General features: G+C 66.6%; 29 protein-coding genes and 1 tRNA gene. 16 read left to right on the top strand and 14 right to left on the bottom strand.

Translation table 11 applies throughout. The annotated features are described in order from the left end of the window. Positions 1–10 precede the first annotated feature (10 nt). Positions 11–418, top strand: coding sequence for a DUF779 domain-containing protein (locus BJG92_RS10515; protein ID WP_232083953.1), 408 nt, complete (start codon positions 11–13; stop codon positions 416–418). A gap of 176 nt (positions 419–594) precedes the next feature. Continuing rightward, on the top strand, positions 595–2,178 hold the full coding sequence (locus BJG92_RS10510; protein ID WP_232083952.1) for an amino acid permease: 1,584 nt from the start codon (positions 595–597) through the stop codon (positions 2,176–2,178). A 148-nt stretch (positions 2,179–2,326) separates the two neighbouring features. On the opposite strand, the gene BJG92_RS10505 is transcribed toward BJG92_RS10510, so the two are convergent. The 3 genes from BJG92_RS10505 to BJG92_RS10495 all read right to left on the bottom strand — a co-directional run bounded on the left by BJG92_RS10505 (position 2,327) and on the right by BJG92_RS10495 (position 5,091). Next, positions 2,327–2,962, bottom strand: coding sequence for a DUF2461 domain-containing protein (locus tag BJG92_RS10505; RefSeq protein WP_232083951.1), 636 nt, complete (start codon positions 2,960–2,962; stop codon positions 2,327–2,329). A gap of 138 nt (positions 2,963–3,100) precedes the next feature. Then, positions 3,101–4,600 (bottom strand): catalase, encoded by a 1,500-nt coding sequence (locus BJG92_RS10500; protein WP_232083950.1) that lies wholly within the window; start codon positions 4,598–4,600, stop codon positions 3,101–3,103. 23 nt (positions 4,601–4,623) lie between these two features. Beyond that, positions 4,624–5,091 carry a Fur family transcriptional regulator gene (locus BJG92_RS10495; protein WP_232083949.1) on the bottom strand — a complete coding sequence of 156 codons (468 nt, stop codon included), beginning with the start codon at positions 5,089–5,091 and terminating at the stop codon, positions 4,624–4,626. Between the two features lie 122 nt (positions 5,092–5,213). Here BJG92_RS10495 and BJG92_RS10490 point away from each other — a divergent pair, with 122 nt between their 5' ends. Together BJG92_RS10490 and htpX are read left to right on the top strand one after the other, a co-directional pair. Continuing rightward, a complete protein-coding gene (locus tag BJG92_RS10490) occupies positions 5,214–6,485 on the top strand; it encodes an MFS transporter (RefSeq protein ID WP_232083948.1) in 1,272 nt (423 codons plus the stop codon). A gap of 40 nt (positions 6,486–6,525) precedes the next feature. Then, positions 6,526–7,395, top strand: coding sequence for a zinc metalloprotease HtpX (gene htpX / locus BJG92_RS10485; RefSeq protein WP_232083947.1), 870 nt, complete (start codon positions 6,526–6,528; stop codon positions 7,393–7,395). 122 nt (positions 7,396–7,517) lie between these two features. Here the strand turns inward: htpX and BJG92_RS10480 are convergent, their stop codons facing one another. Beyond that, on the bottom strand, positions 7,518–8,009 hold the full coding sequence (locus BJG92_RS10480) for a YajQ family cyclic di-GMP-binding protein (protein WP_232083946.1): 492 nt from the start codon (positions 8,007–8,009) through the stop codon (positions 7,518–7,520). A 205-nt stretch (positions 8,010–8,214) separates the two neighbouring features. Between BJG92_RS10480 and BJG92_RS10475 the strand changes: the two genes are divergently transcribed. Further along, the gene (locus BJG92_RS10475; protein ID WP_232083977.1) at positions 8,215–8,448 is read left to right on the top strand and encodes a hypothetical protein; all 234 of its coding nucleotides are present in this window, start codon (positions 8,215–8,217) and stop codon (positions 8,446–8,448) included. A 151-nt stretch (positions 8,449–8,599) separates the two neighbouring features. After that, positions 8,600–8,681, top strand: a tRNA-Tyr gene (locus tag BJG92_RS10470). 124 nt (positions 8,682–8,805) lie between these two features. Here BJG92_RS10470 and BJG92_RS10465 read toward each other — a convergent pair. The 4 genes from BJG92_RS10465 to BJG92_RS10450 form a co-directional block, all read right to left on the bottom strand. Then, positions 8,806–9,303 carry an SRPBCC domain-containing protein gene (locus BJG92_RS10465; protein WP_232083945.1) on the bottom strand — a complete coding sequence of 166 codons (498 nt, stop codon included), beginning with the start codon at positions 9,301–9,303 and terminating at the stop codon, positions 8,806–8,808. A 13-nt stretch (positions 9,304–9,316) separates the two neighbouring features. Beyond that, a complete protein-coding gene (locus BJG92_RS10460; RefSeq protein WP_232083944.1) occupies positions 9,317–9,649 on the bottom strand; it encodes a metalloregulator ArsR/SmtB family transcription factor in 333 nt (110 codons plus the stop codon). Between the two features lie 52 nt (positions 9,650–9,701). Then, the gene (locus tag BJG92_RS10455) at positions 9,702–9,968 is read right to left on the bottom strand and encodes a hypothetical protein (protein ID WP_232083943.1); all 267 of its coding nucleotides are present in this window, start codon (positions 9,966–9,968) and stop codon (positions 9,702–9,704) included. Between the two features lie 124 nt (positions 9,969–10,092). After that, positions 10,093–10,278 carry a hypothetical protein gene (locus BJG92_RS10450; RefSeq protein ID WP_232083942.1) on the bottom strand — a complete coding sequence of 62 codons (186 nt, stop codon included), beginning with the start codon at positions 10,276–10,278 and terminating at the stop codon, positions 10,093–10,095. A 152-nt stretch (positions 10,279–10,430) separates the two neighbouring features. On the opposite strand from BJG92_RS10450, the gene BJG92_RS10445 reads away from it, so the two are divergent. Both BJG92_RS10445 and BJG92_RS10440 read left to right on the top strand, forming a co-directional pair. Beyond that, complete coding sequence (locus tag BJG92_RS10445) at positions 10,431–10,607, top strand: DUF1059 domain-containing protein (RefSeq protein WP_308011648.1); 177 nt, start codon at positions 10,431–10,433, stop codon at positions 10,605–10,607. Further along, a complete protein-coding gene (locus tag BJG92_RS10440) occupies positions 10,604–11,758 on the top strand; it encodes an EAL domain-containing protein (RefSeq protein ID WP_232083940.1) in 1,155 nt (384 codons plus the stop codon). Before BJG92_RS10445 ends, BJG92_RS10440 begins: the two co-directional genes overlap by 4 nt. 45 nt (positions 11,759–11,803) lie before the next feature. Here the strand turns inward: BJG92_RS10440 and BJG92_RS10435 are convergent, their stop codons facing one another. Then, entirely contained in the window at positions 11,804–12,241 is a 438-nt protein-coding gene (locus BJG92_RS10435) for a DUF1810 domain-containing protein (RefSeq protein ID WP_232083939.1), read from the bottom strand. Between the two features lie 89 nt (positions 12,242–12,330). Continuing rightward, the gene (locus BJG92_RS10430; RefSeq protein ID WP_232083938.1) at positions 12,331–12,807 is read right to left on the bottom strand and encodes a DUF4188 domain-containing protein; all 477 of its coding nucleotides are present in this window, start codon (positions 12,805–12,807) and stop codon (positions 12,331–12,333) included. 72 nt (positions 12,808–12,879) lie between these two features. On the opposite strand from BJG92_RS10430, the gene BJG92_RS10425 reads away from it, so the two are divergent. Then, positions 12,880–13,623: a MerR family transcriptional regulator gene (locus tag BJG92_RS10425; protein ID WP_232083937.1), complete on the top strand. Its 744-nt coding sequence runs from the start codon at positions 12,880–12,882 to the stop codon at positions 13,621–13,623. A gap of 14 nt (positions 13,624–13,637) precedes the next feature. Here BJG92_RS10425 and BJG92_RS10420 read toward each other — a convergent pair whose 3' ends face one another. Beyond that, complete coding sequence (locus tag BJG92_RS10420; protein WP_232083936.1) at positions 13,638–14,246, bottom strand: ANTAR domain-containing protein; 609 nt, start codon at positions 14,244–14,246, stop codon at positions 13,638–13,640. A gap of 453 nt (positions 14,247–14,699) precedes the next feature. Here BJG92_RS10420 and BJG92_RS10415 point away from each other — a divergent pair, with 453 nt between their 5' ends. The 3 genes from BJG92_RS10415 to BJG92_RS10405 all read left to right on the top strand — a co-directional run bounded on the left by BJG92_RS10415 (position 14,700) and on the right by BJG92_RS10405 (position 16,189). Continuing rightward, the gene (locus BJG92_RS10415; RefSeq protein ID WP_232083935.1) at positions 14,700–15,107 is read left to right on the top strand and encodes a DUF1801 domain-containing protein; all 408 of its coding nucleotides are present in this window, start codon (positions 14,700–14,702) and stop codon (positions 15,105–15,107) included. 125 nt (positions 15,108–15,232) lie between these two features. Further along, positions 15,233–15,751: a GNAT family N-acetyltransferase gene (locus BJG92_RS10410; protein WP_232083934.1), complete on the top strand. Its 519-nt coding sequence runs from the start codon at positions 15,233–15,235 to the stop codon at positions 15,749–15,751. A gap of 33 nt (positions 15,752–15,784) precedes the next feature. Beyond that, on the top strand, positions 15,785–16,189 hold the full coding sequence (locus tag BJG92_RS10405) for a VOC family protein (protein WP_232083933.1): 405 nt from the start codon (positions 15,785–15,787) through the stop codon (positions 16,187–16,189). A 39-nt stretch (positions 16,190–16,228) separates the two neighbouring features. On the opposite strand, the gene BJG92_RS10400 is transcribed toward BJG92_RS10405, so the two are convergent. Further along, positions 16,229–16,717, bottom strand: coding sequence for a GNAT family N-acetyltransferase (locus tag BJG92_RS10400; RefSeq protein WP_232083932.1), 489 nt, complete (start codon positions 16,715–16,717; stop codon positions 16,229–16,231). 107 nt (positions 16,718–16,824) lie between these two features. On the opposite strand from BJG92_RS10400, the gene BJG92_RS10395 reads away from it, so the two are divergent. Beyond that, the gene (locus BJG92_RS10395; RefSeq protein WP_232083931.1) at positions 16,825–17,370 is read left to right on the top strand and encodes a thioesterase family protein; all 546 of its coding nucleotides are present in this window, start codon (positions 16,825–16,827) and stop codon (positions 17,368–17,370) included. 103 nt (positions 17,371–17,473) lie between these two features. Beyond that, entirely contained in the window at positions 17,474–17,887 is a 414-nt protein-coding gene (trxA, locus tag BJG92_RS10390; RefSeq protein ID WP_232083930.1) for a thioredoxin, read from the top strand. Between the two features lie 106 nt (positions 17,888–17,993). Here trxA and BJG92_RS10385 read toward each other — a convergent pair whose 3' ends face one another. After that, a complete protein-coding gene (locus BJG92_RS10385; RefSeq protein WP_232083929.1) occupies positions 17,994–18,272 on the bottom strand; it encodes a putative quinol monooxygenase in 279 nt (92 codons plus the stop codon). 112 nt (positions 18,273–18,384) lie between these two features. Here BJG92_RS10385 and BJG92_RS10380 point away from each other — a divergent pair, with 112 nt between their 5' ends. Together BJG92_RS10380 and BJG92_RS18550 are read left to right on the top strand one after the other, a co-directional pair. Then, positions 18,385–20,061 carry an AMP-binding protein gene (locus BJG92_RS10380; protein ID WP_232083928.1) on the top strand — a complete coding sequence of 559 codons (1,677 nt, stop codon included), beginning with the start codon at positions 18,385–18,387 and terminating at the stop codon, positions 20,059–20,061. Positions 20,062–20,544: 483 nt separating this feature from the next. Beyond that, entirely contained in the window at positions 20,545–21,129 is a 585-nt protein-coding gene (locus BJG92_RS18550) for a hypothetical protein (protein WP_308011647.1), read from the top strand. Between the two features lie 68 nt (positions 21,130–21,197). Here the strand turns inward: BJG92_RS18550 and BJG92_RS10370 are convergent, their stop codons facing one another. After that, entirely contained in the window at positions 21,198–22,178 is a 981-nt protein-coding gene (locus tag BJG92_RS10370) for a DNA-3-methyladenine glycosylase (RefSeq protein WP_232083927.1), read from the bottom strand. Positions 22,179–22,191 lie beyond the last annotated feature (13 nt).

Here is a 22,191-nt window from a genome sequence, read left to right as displayed (position 1 = left end):
AAGGACTCTGATGCCAGCGACAAGGCTCGACGCCGCCGTTACCCGTCCCGGGGAAGACTTCTCCCGGGTGGCGCTCACCCCCGCCGCGGTAGAACTGCTGCGCAAACTGTGGCTCCAGTACGGGCCCCTGATGTTCCACCAGTCCGGCGGCTGCTGCGACGGGTCCTCGCCCATGTGCTACCCCGCGGGGGAGTTCATCACCGGGGATTCGGACGTGCAGCTCGGGCTGTTCGACATTTCCGACGGGCTCCAGCCGCAGCCAATCGAGTTCTGGATGTCGAAGGAGCAGTTCAACTACTGGAGCCACACCCACCTCACCGTGGATGTGGTTCCAGGCAGGGGGAGCGGTTTTTCGGTAGAAGCCCCTGAGGGGAAGCGGTTCCTGATCCGTTCCACTTTGATGGATTGGCCGGTCTAGGCGGTCCGGAACGGAGCGGCAAGGCAACAGCGGCAAGGCGACAGCGGGCTGTGCGGGGCAACCTGCACGGCCCGCGGTGGCGTCTCACTATGTGGGATGAAAAAGGCCGTCCAGTGGATGGGCACTACTCTGGATAGGTCCGTTTCCAACACGCTACCGAGATTGTGGACTTTGCCATGAACCTATTCCGGACCAAATCGATCGAGCAGTCCATGTCGGATGCCGACGAACCCGGACGCAAGCTGAAGCGCTCGCTCAGCTCCTGGGACCTGATGATCATGGGTGTCGCCGTTGCCGTCGGCGCCGGGATCTTCTCGGTGGGCGCGAAAGCTGCAGCAAACTTCGCCGGACCGGCCGTGACCCTCTCGTTCGCCATTGCCGCTGTCACGTGTGCTCTGGCCATCATGTGTTACGCCGAGTTCGCCACGGCCATCCCGGTGGCCGGCTCGGCCTATGTCTTCACCTACGCGACCATGGGAGAGTTGCTGGCCTGGATCATCGGCTGGAACCTCATCCTGGAGCTCTTTACCGCCGGGGCCGTGATCGCGAAGTACTGGGGCATCTACCTCAGCAAGGTCTTCGCGCTGACGGGCCTGGACGTTCCCCCCTCGATCAAGCTCGGCAGTGTGGACCTGTACTGGGGCGCCTTCCTGATCGTCGCCGTGTTCACCGTGCTGCTGGTGCTGGGGACAAAGCTGTCCGCCCGCGTCGGCAACATCTTCACGCTGGTCAAGATCGGCGTCGTGCTCTTCGTGATTGTGGTGGGCTTCAGCTACGTGAAGTTCGAGAACTACGCTCCCTTTGTTCCGGCCTCCGAGCCGACCGGCGGCACCGGCGCCGCAGATGTGATGAAGCAGTCCTTCTTCGGCTTCCTCACGGGCGCTGCCCCGGCGCAGTACGGCACGCTTGGCATCTTCGCCGGCGCCGCCCTGGTCTTCTTCGCCTTCATCGGCTTTGACGTTGTTGCCACGTCGGCCGAGGAGGTCAAGAACCCGCAGAAGACGTTGCCCCGCGGCATCTTCGGCGGCCTCGCCGTCGTCACCGTGCTTTACATTCTGGTGTCGCTGGCACTGACCGGCATGGTGCCCTACACCAGGCTGGCCGAGGCCGAGAACCCCACCCTGACCACGGCGTTCGAGGCTGTGGGCAACACCGACGCCGCCAAGGTCATCGCCTTCGGCTCCTTGGTGGGCCTGACCACCGTGATCATGGTGCTGCTCATGGGCCTGTCCCGCGTGGTGCTCGCCATGAGCCGCGACGGGCTCCTGCCCCGCTCGCTGTCGAAGACCAGCACCATCCGTGCGACGCCGGTCCGGCTCCAGGTCATCTGCGGGGCCGCCGTGGCGGTTGTCGCGGGACTCACCAAAGTGGACCTCCTGGAAGAAATGATCAACATCGGCACCCTGTCCGCGTTCGTGACGGTCAGCCTGGGCATCCTGGTGCTGCGCAAGAAGCGCCCGGACCTCAAGCCGGCATTCCGCGTCCCGTTCGGCAAGGTGCTCCCGGTCGTCTCCGCGGTCCTCTGCCTATACCTCATGACCAACCTGGCCGTCGAGACCTGGATCTTCTTCGCCGGCTGGCTCGTGATCGGCGTCATCATCTACTTCTCCTACGGCCAGCGGCACTCCAGGCTGAACGAGAAGTTCGCGGAGGCCAGGGCGTCGGTCAACGGTGCGTCCGGCCAGCCCGACGCCGCGGCCGCCACGGCTGCGCCCGACGCCGCGGCCGCCACGCCGGAGGACGCCTTTACCCGCTCCTGACCGCAACGCGGGGTCATCTACGGCCCATTCGGCCCCCGGCGATGGGCCGTAAGTGACCCCGCGTTGCCTCTGGGGACACCCGCGGCATCGGAAGCCCGACCGGCGCCCCACCACCGGCGCCCACCACCGACAGCAACCACGCCCGAGCTTACGGGGGCGCGTAGCGGCCGATCCATTCCACGAGGGGCCGGAGCTGTTCCCAACGGCGAGCCACTTCAGCGGCCGCACCGGGTCCGGCAAGCCAGCCGGGCTGGCCCAGGTTGATGCCTGCTGTGAGTGACTTGTGTTTGAGTAACTCCGCCCGCGGATGGTCCTTATCGAAGCCTCGGGGGACAGTTTTCAGCCTCTCGCCCTCCACCGCGAAGCCCGCCGCCTCAATGTCCTGCACGATTGCCTGCAGGACCTCGCCGCTGGACGGGGCATCGACGGCGCTGCGGAAGCGCGCCACCTGGGCCGGAGTGGGGGTATGGCAGCCGCCGCCGATCAGTACGCCGTCGGCGCTGAGCTGGAGGTAGAAGCCCGTGCCTTCCGCACTGGACGCGAAGGCGCCCTGGGCGGTCTTGTACGGCGATTTATCCAGGGAAAACCTGATGTCCCTGTTGGGCCGGAAGAGCCTGGCATCACCGAAGGCCGGCTCCAGTTCGGCCAGCAAAAGGGTCAGCGGCTCTTTCACCGCCGAGTCGTAGATTGGCTTGTGTTCCAGCCACCAGTCGCGGTTGTTGTTGTGTTCAAGCTCTGCATAGAACCGGAAGGCGGCCTCCGGGATCCCCTCGAAAGTGTCCATACAGGGATCGTAAGGACACGGGCGGCGTCATGGCGAGCGTGCGGGGCCGCCATGTGGAAAAACGCAAAAAACTCCCCGCCGCGGTAAACCGCAGCGGGGAGTTTCAGCACGCGGGCAAGCCCGGGCAAAGCGCAGTGATCAGACCTTGTTGGCGGCCTCGGCGTCGGACTCCACCTGGCCGGCACCGAGGTTGGCGCGCAGCTTGGCGCCGAACCCGGCGTCGACGTTGGTCCAGTACTGGATGGCCCGTTCCTTGATGCTGGCGTTCTTGACGCCGCTGACGGCACCGGTGACGGTGTCCAGCAGGCGGGCCTTCTCGCCGTCGTTGTACACCTCGCGGTACAGCGCGCCGGCCTGGCCGAAGTCGCCGTCCTCGGCGTGCAGGGTGTGCGCGGAGAGCGTCAGTGCGCCGTCGTTCTCCCAGCCGCCGCCGGCAACGGACGGCTCCACCGCAGCCGGGCCGCCCACGGAGTTCGGCGCGTAGACCGGAACCGAGGGTGCGTTGAAGTGGTAGCGCCCCTGGCCGTCCTGGCTGTAGTTGTTGACCTGGCTCTTGGGCAGGTTCACCGGGAGCTGGGCGTGGTTGGTGCCCACGCGGTAACGGTGCGCGTCCGCATAGGAGAAGATGCGGGCCTGCAGCATCTTGTCCGGGGAAGCGGCGATACCCGGCACGAAGTTCGACGGCGCGAAGGTGGCCTGCTCGATCTGGGAGAAGTAGTTCTCCGGGTTCTTGTTCAGCTCCATGGTGCCCACCTTGATCAGCGGGTAATCCGAGTGCGGCCACACCTTCGTGAGGTCGAACGGGTTGAAGCGGTACGTCTTGGCATCCTCATACGGCATGACCTGGACGTGCAGGTCCCAGGACGGGAAGTTGCCGGCGGCAATGTTCTCCTGCAGGTCGCGGATGTAGAAGTCACCGTCGGCGCCGGCCAGTGCCTCGGCCTCGTCGCCGGTCATGGACTTGACGCCCTGGTTGGACTTGAAGTGGTACTTGACCCAGAAGCGCTCGCCCGCGGCATTGATCCACTGGTACGTGTGCGAGCCGTAGCCCTGCATTTCACGCCAGGAAGCCGGCAGGCCGCGGTCACCCATGAGCCAGGTGACCTGGTGGGCGGATTCGGGGGAGAGGGTCCAGAAGTCCCACTGCATGTCCGCGTCGCGCAGGTGGGTGCCCGGCAGGCGCTTCTGGGAGTGGATGAAGTCCGGGAACTTGATGCCGTCGCGGATGAAGAACACCGGGGTGTTGTTGCCGACGAGGTCGTAGTTGCCCTCGGTCGTGTAGAACTTCACGGCGAAACCGCGGGGGTCGCGCCAGGTGTCGGGGGAGCCTGCTTCGCCGGCTACGGAGGAGAAGCGGATGAGCATGTCCGTCTCGGTGCCGGGCTGGAACAGCGCGGCCTTCGTGTACTTCGAGACGTCCTCGGTGGTGGTGAAGGTACCGAAGGCGCCTCCGCCCTTGGCGTGCACCACCCGCTCCGGCACGCGCTCGCGGTTGAACTGGGCCAGCTTCTCGATCAGGTAGTGATCGGTGAGGATGATCGCGCCATCGGCGCCGGTTGCCTGGGAGTGGGCATCGGAAGTGACGGGGGCGCCGGACTGTGTCGTGGACACGGCGGGCGCAGAGATGTTCTCAGTCATCTTTCTCCTTTTGGTTGGGTTTCTTAGTTTCGTTCGGCGGGAAGTGTTTGGCTGCGCTGGCAGTCCTGGCAGATGCCCTGGTACATCACATCGGCGATCTGGATGGTCATCGGCTTGGCGTTTTCGTCCCAGTGCGGGGTGAGGCACGGGGCATGGCCCACCGCGCACTCAACGTCCTCCACCCGGCCGCAGGAGATGCAGATGGCGTGGTGGTGGTTGTCTCCCACGCGGGTCTCATACAGGGCGGGGGAGTGCGGCGGTTCAAAGCGGCGCAGCATCTGCAGCTCGGTGAGGTCGCCCAGCACCACATAGACGGACTGCGCCGTCAGCTCGGGCAGGTCCTGCCGGGCTGCGGAAAGGATCGCCTCCGCCGGTGCATGCGGGTGCTGTTCGACGGCGGCGAGCACCGCCAGCCGCTGTTTGGTCACCCGGCGGCCGTGGGCACGCAGGGCCGCAGCCCATGCCTCTTGGGTGCCCGCGGGATCCGTCATGGCCCCATTCAACCATCTATTTTGAACCGGTCATAATAATGCCGCCCTTAGCCGGGCCCTCGTCGCGTGGGTGTGGCGCCGTGTGACAGGAGGCAGCCGCCGGGCGCCACTACAGTTGCCGGGTGGGGAATCTACTGGCGGACATCACGCCCTTGCGCGAAAGCACGGCGTTCCGCCGACTCTGGCTAGGGTCTGCCGTCGCGGCGCTGGGCAGCCAGTTGACGCTCGTGGCAGTCAGCCTCGAGGTGTACCGCCTCACCCAGGACAGCCTGTACGTCGGCCTGCTCAGCATCTTCGCACTGGGCCCGCTCGTCGTCGGCGGCCTGCTGGGCGGTGCCATCGCTGACGCCCACGACCGCCGCAAGGTCGCGTTGCTTGCCTCGTCCGTGCTGTGGGGGACCACAGCCTGCCTGGCGCTGCAGGCCTGGCTGCAGCTGGGAAATGTGTGGCTGCTGTATGCCCTTGTCGCGGTGCAGAGCGGCGCGCAGGCAATCAACCAGCCCGCCCGCAGCGCCATCATCCCAGTTCTGGTCCGCAAGGAACTGCTGCCTGCGGCCAACGCCCTGAGCATGATCAGCTTCGGGCTGACCTTCACAGCCGGCCCGCTGCTTGCCGGGGTGCTGGTGGCCTCGATCGGCTTCGCCTGGACCTACACGATCGACGTCGCCACTTTTGCCTTCGCCCTGTGGGCGCTGCTCAGGCTGCCTGCCATGCCCCCGGGCGAACACGCCCGGCCCGCGGGGCTGCGCTCCGTCGTCGAAGGCTTCGGCTTCCTCGGCACCCGGCCCAACCTGCGCATGACGTTCATCATCGACCTCGTCGCCATGATCTTCGCCCAGCCGCGGGCATTAATGCCGGCCATCGGCGCACTCGTAATCGGCGGCGGCGAAGCCACTGTGGGCGTCTTGCTGGCCTCCACCGCTGTGGGCGCCTTCCTCGCAGGCCTCTTCTCCGGGCCGCTCGGCGGGGTGTGCAGGCAGGGCGCCGCCGTCGTATGGTCCGTGATGGGCTGGGGCGCCTCGGTTGCGGGCTTCGGCCTGGTGGTGCTCCTGGCCGGCCCCTCCGGCGCTGGCGGCGTCACGCCCTGGCTGGTTCCCGCGGCCCTGTGCTGCGCGCTGGCCGGCATCGCGGACTCCGTCAGCGCCGTCTTCCGCACCACGATCCTGCAGGCGTCCACGCCGGACCATCTGCGGGGAAGGCTTCAGGGCGTGTTCGTGGTGGTGGTGGCCGGCGGCCCGAGGATTGGGGACATGCTCGCCGGCGGCGGGACTAAACTTTTGAGTGAAGGCTGGGTGCTGCTTTTGGGCGGTCTGCTGTGCATAGCTGTGGCATGGACGGTGGCGCACCTGCAGTTGGGCTTCCTCAAATACGACGCGCGGCACCCCGTCCCGTAGTGGTTCGTTTCCCTGAGATAGTCCACAGTGGGAGGAAACAGTGCACCAGCATCACAACGGACTGAAAACAGCGGCCCTGTTCGGGGTGCTGTGGGCGGTGCTTCTTGGGCTCGGTGCCCTGATCGCAGCCGGCACGCGCAGCGCCGCACCGATCTGGGCCATGGCCCTGATCGGCGTCGCCACGACGGCCTACGGGTACTGGAACAGCGACAAGATCGCGATCCGGGCCATGCAGGCCTACCCCGTCACGGAGGCCGAGGCCCCGGCGCTCTACGGCATCGTCCGGGAGCTTTCGGCACGGGCCAAGCAGCCGATGCCGCGGATCTATCTCTCGCCCACCATGGCGCCGAACGCCTTCGCCACCGGCCGCAACCCGCAGAACGCCGCCGTGTGCTGTACTGAGGGAATCCTGCAGATGCTCGACGCCCGCGAACTCCGGGGTGTGCTGGGCCACGAGCTCATGCACGTCTACAACAGGGACATTCTGACCGCTTCGGTGGCGGCCGCCGTCGCCGGCGTCATTACGTCCGTAGGGCAGATGCTGCTTCTCTTCGGTGGAGGCGACCGCCGCAACTCGAACCCGTTCGCCATGATCGCGATGGCGGTGCTGGCCCCGTTTGCCGCCTCGCTGATCCAGATGGCCATCTCCCGCACCCGGGAGTTCGACGCCGACGAGGACGGCTCGGCGCTGACGGGAGACCCGCTGGCGCTCGCCTCAGCCCTGCGCAAGATTGAGCGCGGCGTGCAGCTGGCGCCGCTGCCCCAGGACCAGCGCCTGGTCAATGCCTCGCACCTGATGATCGCCAACCCGTTCCGCGGGGGCGGCGCGAGGAAGTTGTTCTCGACGCATCCGCCGATGAGCGAGCGGATCGCCCGGCTGGAGGGGATGGCGGGCCGGCCGCCAGGCTAGGCAGGCTGCCCCCGCGACGCGCGAAACCTTCCGCGACGCGCAAAAGGGCTGTCGCTACCGGAATTCCGGTAGCGACAGCCCTTTTGCGCGTCGTGAGGAAATGTGCGCCGCGTTGGCGGCGCCTAGCTGCGGAAGTTCACAAACTGCAGGTCGGCCTCGTCGAAGCCCTTGAGCAGGTTCATGGTCTCCTGCAGGTCATCGCGGGACTTGGACGAAACTCGGAGTTCGTCGCCCTGGATCTGGGATTTGACGCCCTTGGGCCCCTCGTCGCGGATCAGTTTGTTGATTTTCTTGGCCAGGTCCTGCTCGATGCCCTCTTTGATGGTGGCCTCCAGCCGGAACTCCTTGCCGGAGGGGTACGGCTCGCCCGTGTCGAGGGATTTGAGCGAGATGCCGCGCCGGATGAGCTTGGACTGCAGGACATCCAGGACTGCGAGGACGCGCTCTTCGGAGTTGGCCTTCATGAGGATCTTCTCACCGCTGAAATCCACCTCGGCGCCGACGCCCTTGAAGTCGTAGCGCTGGACCAGTTCCTTCTGCGCCTGGTTCAGCGCATTGGCGACCTCCTGCTTGTCGACCTTGCTGACGACGTCGAATGTGGATTCGCCTGCCATGACTGTCCTCCTGATGGTTGCGGGGTGCCCGGTGAAGGGCGGTGATGTCTGGAATCCAGCCTAGTACGGATGCCTTCGTTGTGAAGGCCGGCCCGGCGCGGTATCCGTTCACAGGCCACGCGAAGCTGACGCACGGCGGGAACGAAGGTTGCGTGGCCAGGGTTGCAGGGTTGGAAGAGTTCTTCGAAAGGCACAGCACATGCACATGCACGGCAAGGCCGTCCGCTACGTCACCCGCTCCACCGCGGCCGGCACCGTTGCCACGGCTGCCGCAGCCCTGGCCGCCTCGATCATCTTCAGCCCGGCCGCCGATGCCTCCGCCCGGCTCGACGGCGTCCATGCGGACTTGGCTCGTGCAGTGCAGCTGCACCAGATCACCGAGGAGCAGGCCGCGAGGTTTGAGTCCAAAATTGCCGGACGCATCCTTGGGGAAGCCTGATTTCCCGGGCTTTTTCGGGACCCGGGGACTCGATTCGATTCTTCGGCGGAAGTTCTGTAAAGTTGTCTTGCCCGCGGTTGCTGGAAGCGGAACGAACCGGAAACGGCCGTTCTGACGATGGAAGCCGCGAGTGATCTTCTTTTTGAAGTTCGGCAGATTACCCGAGCGGCCAAAGGGGGCTGACTGTAAATCAGCTGGCAACGCCTACGGGGGTTCGAATCCCTCATCTGCCACCCTTGGAGAAGCCTCCGGAACCAATCGGTTCCGGAGGCTTTTTCTTTGCCCGCTCCCGTTCTTTGCCCGCTCGCGGCGGGCTAGGGGCCAGGGGATGCGCGTTTCCTGCTGTGTACCGCGCGGTCAGCTGACCCGTGAGCCGGCGAGAATGGCGTCGATCTGGCCGACTGCCCCGTTGAGGCCCTCGTCCATTCCCATGGCCAGCATCTCCTCCATCTGCCCTTCGGCCTCAAAGGTCGACATCAGGGTCATCCGCGTGCGGTCGCCAATCGCCTCGAGCGTCACGACGCCGTGGGTGGTGCCCATGTCCGAGACCGGATTGCCGTCTTCGTCGGCGAAGCCGTCGTCGAACTCGAGGCGGTGCGGGGCCTGGATGGCCGTGATGCGCCACCAGCCGCGGCTTTTCTTGCCGTCCGGGCCGGTCATGTAGTAGCTGACTTCCCCGCCGGGAACGAAATTGTGCCGCTCGAAGGTCGCGGGCCAGGTCGGCGGACCCCACCACCGCTCAAGCTGGCGCGGGTCCTCCCAGACCTGCCACACGCGCTCGACGCCCGCGTCGAACTCGGCGACGAGCGTGAAGCTGAGTGCCTCGAAGTTCTTGACCGAACTGATGACCGTCATGACTGCATCCTTCCTATCCTTGAGCGAGAATGTCCGCGATCCGCTCGGCACGCTGCCGCCAGATCGCCTCGTATGCATCGAGCAGCCTCCGGGCTCTTTGCAGGCCGCCACGGTGCGCCCGGACGATCTGCTCCCGTCCGCGCTTTTCCTTCGTGACCAGGGACGCACGTTCCAAGACCGCCACATGCTTCTGTACGGCGGCGAAACTCATGGCGTAGTGCCGGGCCAGCCCCGACACCGAGTACTCACCGGTGGTCACCCGGGTGACGATGTCGCGGCGGGTGGCATCGGCGAACGCCTGGAAAAGGCGGTCAAGGTCGGCGTCGTTCAACTTATCTACAACCATTTGGTTGTAGAATAGTCCGCCTGCTCCGCCGGGTCAACGGATTTCGCGGCGCCTACTTGGCCATGCCGGCGTGAACCGCAACAAACTCGATCTTGTTCGCGGGCTGGACGGTCTTCTTCGGTGCGCGCGAATAACCCTTCGCGTCCAGATGGTTCTCTGCCCGGTACACCGCGAGGGCTTCGTCATAGATCTTGTTGAGCTGATGACCGAAGAATTCCTCCGAAGACCCGTCGTTGAAGGTGACGGAAATAAGCGTGCTGCCGGGAAAGTGCCGGTTCATGCGGATGAAGCCGTCAGCGTCCTGCTGGAGATTGATCAAAGTGCGTCCTGCCTTTTTGTGTTGTCGAGTCTCCCAAGTGTCCCGCACCCGGGCGCTCCCCGGTTGCACCGCCCGGACAAACGGAAGGCCCCTCAATGAGGAGCCTTCCGTGGTGTTGCCAGAGCTAGACTTTCTCGCGGGTCCGGTCAGTTGTTGCCGGTTCCTCGACGGTGAATTCCCTGCTGCGGCGGGGGAAGGCCCAGAATGAGAACTTCTTGGCTTCCACCCGGGGCTCCGGGCGTTCAACAGGTTCCTGGCTGGCATCCTTCTTGATGTCCCGCTGGAAATCCTTGTTGTACTGATAGCACATTGGTGACCTCCTGATGGTGTCTGCCCCTTAATCTTCCTCCGCATCGGCCCGGGGGTCGATACCTGTCCGGTGAATTCCGGACGAAAATCGCCGTTTTCCGCCCGCGGGCACAGTATGGTGGTGCAGTTCGCCGTCGACTATAAGGAGCCTTAGTGAAATCGTTTGCATGTGGTGACGTAGTGCCCGGTTGCGAAGCCCGATGGGTGTGCAGCACGGAAGATGAAATCCTGGTCAACGTGGCAGCGCACGCCGCTGCCACGCACGGGCTGGTGGAACTGCCCGCGGAGCTCGTCCAGTCTGTGCACCGCGCCATCGTTCCGGTTAGTTGAGCAGTCCCGCGGCAGACGGCCCGCCTCCCGGTTCCGACGCGCTAGCAGGTCCGGACTGGCCAGAGCTCCTGGCGGCCGCCTGCCGCGGTGACGGCCTCGCCGCGGCGTACCAGCCGATCGTTGACACCTCACGCGGCACCGTCGTGGGGTACGAGGCGTTGGCCCGGTTCCCCGGTTTCGCCGAGAAGAATCCCGAGGTGTGGTTCGCCGCTGCGCGCGCCCACGGGAAATCGGAAGAGCTGGAATCCGCTGCACTCCGGACGGCACTCGCGGCCCGGGCCACCCTGCCTGCCAACTGCTTCCTGACCCTCAACGTCTCGCCAGAGCTGTTGTCCACGGAGGAGATCCGCAGCGTCTGGCGGGGGGAGGGCAACCTCGGCGGACTCGTCGTCGAACTCACCGAGCAGACCCCCATCGACTCCTACCTTGAACTTGAGCCGGACCTGAACCAGCTGCGCGCTGCCGGCGCGCTGATCGCCGTCGACGACGCCGGAGCCGGGTACGCGGGCCTGCGGCACCTGCTCGCCCTGCGCCCGGCCCTGATCAAAATCGACCGGGAGCTCATCCAGGACGTCGACCGGGACGAGGCGAAGCGTGCCCTGATCGCCATGCTGGGCACCTTCGCCAGCCACGTTGACGCGTGGATCCTCGCCGAGGGCGTGGAACGCGTGGAGGAGCTCGACGCCCTCGTGTCCCTCGGCGTCCCGCTGGTGCAGGGCTACTGCCTGGCCCGGCCCGCCCCGGCCTGGGCCGGCATCGACCTGGATCTGGCCCACCGGCTTGCCTCGACGCGGCAGGTCACCCACAAGAGGGTCATCCGCGACGTGCTGGAAACCGCGACGACGGCGACCAGCGCCGCGCTGGCAGCTGAAGCCTTCGCGGGCAATGCCGCACTGCAGTCGGTCGTGCTGATGGGCGAGCACCTCCGGCCTGTCTCCGTTCTGGACGCGTCCTCGGCGGGGCTCGGTATCGTCAGCCCCGGGATGTGCGTCAATCTGGACACCCCCATCAGCGACGCGCTGGCGCGGGCCATCACGCGTCCGCAGGCAAGCCGGTTCGAACCGCTCCTGGTGACGGACAACGCCGGCCGCTATACCGGCGTCGCACGCATGGAACGGTTGATCACGGCGCTGGCGGCCGCCAGCGACTAACCCAACAAATCCTGCGCAAGAGGCCCGTCCCGGGCAGTGCCAGGCTCAGGCGCGCAGTCCGAGAAGCTGGTCGGTGACAGCGTCGGGCAGGTCCTCAAAGTACTGGGCCAGGACCTTCCGGAAGGCCGGTTCGTGGGGGTCTGCGCGCAGGAACAGCGTCATCGAGGAGTGCAGCTTCCGTTCATCGATGCTGCCGAAGATCTCTCGGGCGGTGCGTCCCTGGATCCCGGCGACGGTCCGGGCGCATTCGATCAGGCGCGGACCCAACACCGGATGCTGCAGGTACGCCTTCGCTTCGGCCAGGGTGGCGACGGCGTATTTTTGGGCCGTGGGGCTCTGCCCGAGGCCGGCGAGCTGGGGAAACACGAACCACATCCAGTGGCTGCGCTTAGAGCCGTCGCGAAGCTCCGCTAGAGCCTGGCGGTAGGTTCCGCCGTCGTCCTGGGCCGTGACAAACCGTTCAAGGTCGTAGGTGTGGTCCACCGTATCCTCCTGGCGTCGGCATTCCGTCGCCTCCATCCAAGCACCGATCGACGGCTGCCGACAGGGTGGTGGACGCCGTGCCGGGCGCCTTACTGTGAACCGGCCAGCCTGTCTTTTGCCCGGTCGCCCCGCGGCCCCACCGGCACCAGCCCGGTCGCCTTCGCCAGACCCTGGGCGGGCATGGAGACGTACATGCTTTCGGCACGGCTCACCTGGAAGGTCTCGTGCCAGATGCCGACGGCGCCGGGAGCTTTCCTGGCCACTTGGTTGAAGGCGGTCCACGCCGGCCTGTGCTCCGACTCGGGCGCGCTGGCATAGGCGTAGAGCTTTTCCACGGAGTCCCAGTACTGCACAATAACCGGGCCGCCCGCGCCGATGCTCATGCGGTAGCCAAGAAGGCCGGAGCCGGGCTCACCCAGGAGCTCCGCGAGCATCCTGGGCATCGCGCGGAACGCCGGAAGCCACAGGTCCGGGCGCCAGGGCTGGTTGATCCTCATGCCGATCAGGAACACCACCAGCTCCCCGGAATGGCGGTGTGTGAATCGTCCAGTGTTGATGCGTGCCATACTTTTCTCCTCACTAGATATCGCTACTCCCTAATAATGGCGAGTAGCACTATCCAAGTCAAGGAGATTTAGTTGCGCATTTCACAACTGGCAGCCGCCACGGGGGTGCCGGTGGCCACCATCAAGTACTACCTCCGCGAGAAGCTGCTGCACGACGGCGAACTGACCTCGGCCACCCAGGCGCGCTATGACGATTCCCATGTCCGACGGCTGAAGCTGATCCGGGCCCTCGTGGGCACGGCGGGCCTCAGCGTGGCTGCCACCCGGGAGCTGCTGCAGGGGCTCGCGAACCCGCCGGAGTCCGGGCATGACCTCCTGGGGGTGGCCCACCGCGCCGTCACCCGTCCCGCGGGGGACGACGTCGACGTTGCGCCGGCGCAGGATTTACTGCGGCGCTGGGGCTGGGATGACCAGGCCTGCGACCGCGACTCCCAGGCTGCCCTCGCGGAGGCCCTCGACGGGCTTTCCAGTGCGGGTCTTGAGCTGCCGCCGGCCCTGCTAGACCGCTACGCCGAGGCCATGCGGGCCGTCGCCGAGGCCGACATTGGCAGCGTGCCGACCGACTCCGCGGAGGCTGCAATGCGGTTCGTGGTGCTCGGGACGGTACTGGTGGAGCCGGTGCTGCTGGCAATGCGGCGGCTGGCGCAGCAAAACGTCTCCTTCGAGCGGTTTGGCGGGGCCGCGATTACTGCCGCTGCGCGTCCCGCGACTGCACATACTCCGACTGCACCGACTGCGACTGCACCGACTGCGACTGCACCGACTGCGACTGCACCTACTGCAACTGCACCGGACCGGACCGCCGAAACGGGGTGATCAGCGGGCCGACGTCAGTCTTCGAAGCGCGCCGAGGTGTCCGTATCCCCGGCGATGGAGCCGATCAGCGACGCTGCGACGTCGCGGATTTTCTTGTTCCTGTTGTTTGACGTGTTCCGCAGGATTTTGAAGGCGGCGTCCCTTGGGCAGCGGTTCTGGGCCATGATGGCGCCGATGGCCATATCGATGATGGTCCTCGACTGCATCGCGGCGGCCAGGTCATCGCGCGACTGGCTGAGCTGGGAGATCCGCAGGGCCAGCAGGAGCGCTGCCGAGGCCTCGGATGCGAACCGCCGGGCAGCGGCGACATACTCGTCGGAGAATGCCTCGCGCCGGGGCGAGCAGAGACTGACCACGGCCGAATTCTCGTCATCCAGGGCAAGGTGGAGCCGGAGGCTGGAGGCGGCTGCCTCCGCCGTGCTGCCGGCTATTGAGGGCGGCCGCTTCCGGCGCGTGACGGTGATCGCGCAGGTCACCTCGCGTTCGGTGCACGACAATTCCTGGCCCATCCAGGTGGCCAGTTGCGCCAGGAAATCGTCGACGCCGGAGCCACCGCCGGTGCTGGCGACTACAAGACCCAACAAAGTGCCGGAGGTGCTGCTCCCGCTCTGCGGTATAGACACATTGGCATGGTAGTCACGCATATCGGCCCCCAAGTCCTGGCCGTCCAGTGAGCACGACGACGGCCTTCTGCGATCCTATTTCGGGTGTTCCGTGGAGGGAAGAGCGGCGCCGTGGCGAATTTCCTTAGCTAACGGGCGGATCCGGGCTGCAGCCGCCCTGGCGGCGACGGCGGGCAGGCCGGACAGGTTGAGGTCGAGTCTTACTTCAACGGCGCCTGTAGCGTTGTCCGCGCTTCAGTGGGACATCCTTGCGCACGCACTGAAGGAACGCTTGGATGGGCAGTATTCCGAAGCCGGAGACGGGGGGAAGATGAATCCGATGAGGAACCCGACGGCTTCCGGGGGCGGCATCGCTGGCCTCAGCGTCGGCGCAACCTGAGCCCTCCCCCCGGATGCACCTCAACGGTGTCGACAGTGTGATCGTCCGGGGTGCCGATCGAAACGGAGACGACGATGAAGCCTGAACACTTGCCGGCCACGGATCAGCGCATCGATGCCTACATCGAGGCGCTGCCGCAGTGGCAGCAGGCGATCTGCCGCGATGTGCGGGGGCTGGTCCATGCCGCCGATCCTGAGGTCGCCGAGACCATCAAGCGCACCACCCAGCCCTACTTCGTCCTGGCCGGCAACGTCTGCGCGCTCCTGGCGGCAAAGGACCACGTTAATGTGTTCCTGTACGACGGCGGAATCGTGCCGGATCCGGACGGGATCATCACCGCCGGCCATGGCAACAAGACCGCCCGCACCGTTGCATTCCGGCAGGGGGATGCGATCAATGAGCCGGCCTTGACCGCCATGTTCCGGCAGATCATTGCCAACAACCGCGCCGGCGGCTGGCGCAAGCTCAAAGCCGGCGGCTGAGGGCGCTGGTGACCGCGAGCAGCACGGTTTGCTTTACTGGGGGACATGGAATCCCTTGACGACGCCGACTCCCTGGCGCTTGCGAACCGGGGCGGGGCACCCGAATGACGGGGACTACCACTCTGATGGGAAGCGTCCAGGTGCGGGTGCTGCGCCTCTCCGATGCCGAGCGCATGTGCGCAGCCTATCGGCGGAACCGTGATCACCTCGCCCCCTGGGAACCGGTGCGGGCCGAGGCGTTCTTCACCGTAGACGGACAGAAGGCGAGCATCGAGTCCAAAATCGCCTTGTTCATCGCCGGTTCCGATGTTCCCTGGGTCCTGCTGGATGGTGGCGTCGTGATCGGAGTGATGACGCTCAGCAGCATCGTCCGGGGCCCGTTCCTCAGCGCCCACCTCGGATACTGGGTGGACAAGGACTACAACGGGCGCGGGATCGGCTCCGCGGCCGTGGCTTACGCCGTCGACGCGGCGCGGCAGGAACTTGGACTGCATCGTCTCCAGGCCTCGACCCTGACGCACAACGCCGCCTCCCAAAAGATCCTCAAGCGCTCCGGTTTCGAGGAAATCGGGCTGGCCCCGGAATACCTCAAGATCGCCGGCGCCTGGCAGGATCACCTCCTCTTCCAGCGCATCCTCTTCTGAGCGGAGGACCCCTGAACGTGCGAGACTCCTTGGGTGACTGACGTTCCCCTCGGTGCCCTGCACCACGTTGAGCTGTGGGTACCCCAGCTGGGGCGGGCCAGGGCCGAGTGGGGGTGGCTGCTGACCCGGCTGGGATATCAGCTGTACCAGGACTGGCCAGACGGCTGCAGCTGGCGGCGGGGGCCAACCTACATCGTCGTTGAGGAATCCCCGGCCCTGAGCAGCCGCGTGCACCAGCGCACTGCGCCGGGCCTCAACCACCTGGCGTTCAGTGCCGGGAGCCGGCAGCACGTGGCCGAACTGGCCGCGGACGCCGCCGCGCACGGCTGGACCGAGCTGTTCCCGGAGAGTTACCCGCATGCCGGCGGGCCGGACCACTTCGCAGCCTACCTCGTGAATTCTGACGGCTTCGAGGCGGAGCTGATCGCCACTCGGTGAGGGCCCTCCGCGGTGCGCCGGCGGCCGGTGCTGCCCGGCTCAGCGCACCATCCGCAGGATCCTGACCGGAGTGCCGATCAGCTCGTGCGTCGCGGTGACACCGTCGGCGGCGAAGCCGTTGCGCCGGTAGAAGGCGAAGGCGCGGGGGTTGGCTTCGGCAATCCAGAGGTACGCGCCGGCACGGCCCACTGCCGCGTCCAGTAGCCGTTGCCCCGCGCCCGATCCGTACTGGCTGGCGAGCACGTACATCCCCTCGAGTTCCCTGGCCCGGGGCCGGTCGGTGTCGCGGCCCGCGCCCGCGGACGCCCAGCCAATAATGTCCGCTCCTTCGCAGGCGACCCACACCCCGGATGCGCCGGCCGCGATGGTTTCCGCCCACCTCGCCTCCCGGGGACCGGGCTGCACGGCAGCCAGGGCCTCCGCGGGCAGCAGATGCGCGTACGTCTCGCGCCAGGCCTGGAGCTGCACCCTCGTGATGCCGGCGGCATCCTCCGGCACGGCGACCCTGACTGTGAGTTCACTTATCACCGGCAAGGCTAATGCTGCCGGCCGCCCGGCGCTGCCGGCGGCCGCGTGATGCTGATGGCGGGGAACCTACTATTGGCAGCTTTGTTACTGACGGGTAACATTGCCTCATGCACCTCCTGCTCCGCACCCTTCTCCTGTTGTTCACGTCCGCCCGGCGCTCGCCGCTGAGCATTTGGGACACCTCGTCCCTGCCGCTCCGGGTCCTGCCGACGGACATCGACATCGCAATGCACGTCAACAACGGCATGTATTTCTCGCTCATGGACCTGGGCCGATTCGACCTCATGGCCCGCAGCGGAACCTGGCAGGCCATGCGCCGCCGCGGCTGGAGTCCGGTGGCGGCGGGGGAGACCATCGCCTTCCGTCGTTCCCTGCAGCTCTGGCAGCAGTACACGATCGAATCGAAGATCATTGGCCTCGACGAGAAGGCCATCTACTTCGAGCAGCGGATGGTGGTGGACGGGGAAATCTACGCCCGCGCCTTCATCGCCACCCGGCTGGTCAGCAAGGGCAAGCCGGTCAGCCAGGAGGAGATCCTGCGCGAATTCGGCCAGCCGCCGGCGGACCTGGAACTGCCGGAGTGGATCCACGAGTGGCGGGAGACCAACGCCCTGCCCGGAGCCCGGCGTCCCGCTCCGCACGTCTGGGCCTGACCCCGGTAACCAGGTGCCGGCGTCGGCCGTAATCGCCGTCACATGGCTGTGCCAACAGCGAAATACGGGGGACAAGCCGTCGCCGCTCGCGTACCGTTGACCCATGGCTACCGTAGACATTACAGGTGAACAGTTCGCATCGACCGTCGAGGATAACGACATCGTCCTCGTCGACTTCTGGGCCGAATGGTGCGGTCCCTGCAAGCAGTTTGGCCCCACTTACTCAGCAGTCTCCGAGAAGCACCCTGACGTCGTCTTTTCCAAGGTGGATACCGAGGCCGAGCAGCAGCTGGCCGCCGAGGCCGGCATTACCTCCATCCCGACCCTCATGGCTTTCCGCGAGAAGGTGCTCGTCTTTTCCCAGCCCGGCGCGCTGAATGCCCAGCAGCTGGAGCAGGTCATCGACGCGGTCAAGGCCCTGGACATGGAGGAAGTCCACGCCCACGTGGCCCGGTCCCAGGCCGAAGCCGCCGCTGCGCCCGGCAACCAGGACGGCACCCAGATCCCCGAGGCCTGAAACTCCCGCCTGACCGACACACCACAACGCGGGGTCACTCCGCGCCCATGATCTTCCGATTAATGGGCGCGGAGTGACCCCGCGTTGTTCTGGTCCCGGGCTGTGCTTAGAGCATGTCCAGTTTCACCGGTTCGGCCAGCAGGGCGCTGAGGGATTCATTGAGGTCCTGGACCGCGGTGCCCTTGGAATGCTTGTCCAGGTGCTCCTGCGAGGCCCACTGCTCGGTCAGGACGAGCCTGTCCTGCCGGGCCTCGGTGAGCTCGTACCTCAGGCAGCCGTCCTCGTTGGCCACCTCCTCGATCGCGATTTCCAGGGCGAGCTTCACGCGGAAGAACTCGCCCTCGTTGGGGATGAACGTGGCCTGCAGGTCAATGGGTGCACTCATGCCCTTCACCCTACCCGGCGGCCTCGGCGGCGTCTGAAGATGACCGGATAATTTCGTAGGACATCCAAGCATCACTCTTCTTTTGGGCCGCGAGTGTTGGTAGCGTCACATCATGCTTGCATACACAGCCGGGGACACTGACGTCCCGCTGCTCGAGGAAACCATTGGCGCGAATTTCGAACGCATCGTGGCCAGGTTCCCCTACCAGGACGCCCTGATCGAGGCTGCCGCGGTCCCCGGCGAAGAGGCCCGGCGGTGGAGCTACATTAAGCTGAACGACGACGTCGACCGCGTCGCCCGAGCGTTGCTCGCCCTCGGCGTCGCCAAGGGCGAACGGATCGGCATCTGGAGCCCCAACTGCGCGGAGTGGACCATCCTCCAGTACGCCACCGCGAAAGTCGGCGCGGTCCTGGTCAACGTCAACCCGGCCTACCGCAGCCACGAACTGGAGTTCGTGGTCAAGCAGAACGGCATGCGGATGCTGGTCTCGGCACCCTCGGACCGCAACAGCGACTACACCGGCATGGCACGGCAGGCGCTAGCCGGATGCCCCGAACTGCGCGAGCTCGTGTTCCTCCCGGCCTCGGGCCTGCCGGAGCTCACCGCCGGCAGTCCTGAATCCGAGGCGGAGCGGACCTTCGCCGAACTCCTCAAGCGGGCCGACGACGTCGGGCATGCGGGCCTTAAGGCGCGCATGGCCGAACTGGGCCCGCACGATGCGATCAACCTGCAGTACACCTCCGGGACCACCGGCTTCCCGAAGGGGGCCACGCTCTCGCACCACAACATCCTGAACAACGGCTATTCGATCGGTGAGCTGCTGGAGTACACCGAGCACGACCGCGTGGTGCTGCCGGTGCCGTTCTACCACTGCTTCGGCATGGTGATCGGGAACCTGGCCGCCCTCAGCCACGGCGCCGCAACCATCATTCCGGGCCGCGGTTTCACCCCCGCGGCGGCGCTGGAGGCCGTGCAGGACTTCGGCGGAACCTCGCTGTACGGGGTGCCCACGATGTTCATCGCCGAACTGGCCCTGCCGGACTTCGCCTCCTATGACCTGGCCACCCTGCGGACGGGCGTGATGGCGGGCTCCCTGTGCCCCATCGAGGTGATGAACAGGGTCATTTCGGCGATGAACATGAAGGATGTGGCGATTTGCTACGGCATGACGGAGACGTCGCCGGTGTCCACGATGACCCGCAGCGTTGACACCATGGCCCAGCGCACCGAGACTGTCGGACGGACCATGCCGCAGCTGGAGAGCCGGATCGTGGACCCGATGACCGGCGAGGTTCTGCAGCGCGGAGAGATCGGCGAGCTGTGCACCCGCGGCTACTCCGTCATGAAGGGCTACTGGGACCAGCCGGAGAAGACTGCCGAGGCGATCGACGCCGAGGGCTGGATGCGCACCGGGGACCTTGCCCGGATGGACGGGGACGGCTACATCGTGATTGAGGGCCGGATCAAGGACATGGTGATCCGCGGCGGAGAGAACGTCTACCCGCGCGAGATCGAGGAATTCCTCTACACCCACCCGGACATCCAGGACGTCCAGGTGATCGGGATCCCGGATGCCAAGTACGGCGAGGAACTGATGGCCTGCGTCATTCTCAAGCCCGGGGCGGATCCGCTCGACGCGAAGGGCCTGGCCGAGTTCTGCCGCGGGAAGCTGGCGCACTACAAGATCCCCCGCTACGTGGACGTGCGCGACAGCTTCCCGATGACCGTCTCGGGGAAGATCCGCAAGGTGGACATGCGCCGGGAGGCGGTGGCGCGGCTGGGCCTGTAGCCCCGCCGTCGACCTCCCCCAACGCGGGGTCACTTAGCGCCCAAAAAGCGGCCCCGGATGGGCCGTAGGTGACCCCGCGTTGCCGTGGTTTTGGCCGGCCTGTGGATAACCCCGGCAAGGAATCCGAACCGCGGACACAATGGTGCCCATGGTCCGCATTACTGCACTCCCGGAAGCCCTCGGCCAAACGCCCTTCACCGTCTACGAGTCCCGCGAACTTGGCGTCCCGCCCAAAAGGCTTCGGGCCAAAGACCTCTCCGACGGCGGCCGGCTCATCTACCTGCCGGCCGGCCGGCACCTTGAGGTGGCCGAACGGGCGCGGGTCCTCGCCGCTGCCACCCCCGGTGCCTGGGTGTCCCACGAAACCGCCGCCGTACTGACGGGGCTGGGCTTGCCTCCGTGGCTGGGCGGTTGTCCCACCATCCATCTCAGCAAGCCGCACGAATGCCCCGGGTGCGCCGGGCAGGGGTTACCGGCCACCGGGTGCGCCTCATCCCCGGCGAGCTGGCCGACGTCGACGGCGTCCCGGTCTCTGCCCCGCCGCGAACATGGCTGGATCTTGCCGCGGCGCTTCCGCTCGATTACCTCATTGCCCTGGGCGACCAGCTGATCCGCATCCCGCGCCCGGGTCTGGAAGGGAGGGCCCAGCCCTACGCGTACAAGGAGGGCCTGCGGCTGCTCATCCGCCAGCACCCGAACATGAAAGGGGTGGAGAAGGCCCGGCTGGCCCTGGACGAGATGAGGGTGGGCTCGGATTCCTTCCCTGAAACTTTCCTGCGGCTGGCCCTGCTGGACGCGCGGCTGCCAGAGCCGGAACTGCAGCTGCGGCTTGATCCGCGGGATGACCGGTCGCCGGCAGCGGACCTCGGCTACCGGAGGTTCCGGATCGCCGTGCAGTACGACGGCGCAATCCACCTCACCCGCGAACAGCAGTCGCGCGACAACCGGCGCGACGAGGCCTTCCTCAACGCCGGGTGGGCCTACTTCAAAGTCAACGCCGACGATCTTGCCGAGGGGTTCGAAGCGGTCATCCCGCGGATTAAGCGGGCCCGAATCCGGTCGGCCTGAACCAACGCGGGGTCAGATCGCGCCCATAAAGTGCCTCCGGATGGGCCGTAAGTGACCCCGCGTTGCTTTTAGTGGTGGCGGTGGTCCTGGATGGTCATGCGGGGGCCGAAGGTGGGTTTGCGGAACCCGCTGAGGCCGAGCATCCGCACCACCCGCTGCCGGTGCCCGGTCCAGGGGGCGAGCAAGCGCAGCATGCCGGCGTCATCGGTCCGCCGGCCGGTCAGCGCCGCGCCGACGTAGGCGGCCAGGTGGTAGTCGCCCACCGCGATTGAATCCGGGCAGCCGTGCGTCCGCTGCACAATCTCCGCCGCCGTCCAGGCCCCGATTCCGGGAATGGTCTGCAGCTTCGCGCCCGCTTCCGCCGCCGGGAGGCCGGCGAGCCGCTCCAGCGCGACGGCGGACCGCAGCGCCCGCATGACGGTCGCGGAGCGCTGGGGCCCGACGCCGGCCTTGTGCCACTCCCAGGAGGGAATGCGAAGCCACTGCTCGGCCGTGGGCTGGACCAGCAGATTGGCGGGGGCGACAGTCCCGGCGCCGGGCGCCGCGGTCCCGAACCGGTACATCAGGTAGCGGTAGCCGCGGCGCGCCTCGATGACTGTGACCTTCTGCTCCAGAATTGTCGGCACGAGCGAGTCGATCATCCGGCCGGTGGCGGGCAGCCGCACGGCGGGGTTTCGCCGTCGGGCCTCCACCACCATCCGCGGCAGCGTGGCGTGGAAGACGGGATCGTCAAAGCCGGACCAGTCGTCGTCGCGGCCCAGCAGGCGCGGCACGGAGTCGACGGCCTCGGTTGCCCCGGGGCCCCAGGCCTGGACATCAACGGCCGGATCTGCCCGGGGCCCGGCTCCGCAAAGCCGCAGCGTGGCCGGGCCGGCCGGTGTGGAGAATGCCAGCCAGATCCCGTCCGGGGCGGTGCGGATGGCGGGGTCGCCGTGGCCGCGCAGGAGGGTCCCCAGCGTCTGAAGCAGGTCAAAGGGGCCGCCGGGGTGCCACCGCAGCGAGGCGTCCGCCGCGGCGGCAAAGCCGGCGGGAACGTCTGCGATGGTCATCCAACCATGATTC

Origin of the sequence: Arthrobacter sp. SO5 (genome assembly GCF_020532805.1) — a bacterium.
In the GTDB taxonomy this organism is placed as follows: Bacteria; Actinomycetota; Actinomycetes; order Actinomycetales; family Micrococcaceae; genus Arthrobacter.
This window is presented reverse-complemented; position numbering and strand designations above follow the sequence as displayed.